Below are 793 nucleotides of genomic sequence, written 5' to 3' on the forward strand. Positions count from 1 at the left end.
AAAACGGCTCGATGACTTCCACCATGTTTTGCCATGGCAGAATCTGCTCCATGCGGGACAAGAAAATCTCTTTTCTGGTCTGACGGCGCTTACTGCTGAATTCACTGTCGGCGAAGGTAAGTTGATGACTCATGATGAACCCTGTTCCATGGCTCCAGATGACAAACATGATCTCATATCAGGGACTTGTTCGCACCTTCCCTAAATAACTGATCCCAATAGTGCTACACCTTCGCTGTGCCATAGCCATTCCCCGGGAAAGGAGACACGGTATCCATGAAGTGTTTCACTCGGGCCAGCAGGTTTGCCATCCCTCTGCATTGATGATTGCGCGTGATGGTTTCATGTAACTTGTGCCATAGCCGTTCTATGTGATTAACCCAAGGGCTGTAAACTGGCTGGAACACCAGGCAGAACTTGGGATTCTTCTTCAACCATCGCTCGGTCTGTTTGCTTTTGTGAATGATGTAGTTATCGAGGATCAACGTGATGGTTTTGGCTCGTCGGTAGTGGTGGCGCAGCTTTTCCAGCATGGCAATAAACAGCGATGAGTTTTTCTTGATCCCGCTGACGTAAAGTACCCTTCCGTTGCCTGCGTGGAGAACGCCTGCCAGATAATGCTTGGCATTCTGCCCCGGTGTGACAACCCCAGGGCGGGAGCACACTTTGTTGATATTTTAACCAAAGAATAACTGAGCCCGATAGTCGTCATTCCAGCCGGCTCTTTTTAGCTTGTTTCTCTGACTTCGAGCACCACAATTGCTCTGTTTTACGATATTCAATACGAACCGCC

At 48.8% G+C, this 793-nt stretch carries 3 pseudogenes; all 3 read right to left on the minus strand.

The window, feature by feature from the left end:
- A pseudogene (locus tag J9889_RS19470) lies at positions 1-133 on the minus strand (IS5/IS1182 family transposase); the annotation flags it as partial.
- 91 nt (positions 134-224) lie between these two features.
- A pseudogene (locus J9889_RS19475) lies at positions 225-647 on the minus strand (IS630-like element ISAhy2 family transposase); the annotation flags it as partial.
- Between the two features lie 30 nt (positions 648-677).
- A pseudogene (locus J9889_RS19480) lies at positions 678-793 on the minus strand (ISAs1 family transposase); the annotation flags it as partial.

Origin of the sequence: Aeromonas sp. PrichA-15, assembly GCF_017939245.1 — a bacterium.
Lineage (GTDB): Bacteria > Pseudomonadota > Gammaproteobacteria > Enterobacterales > Aeromonadaceae > Aeromonas > Aeromonas caviae.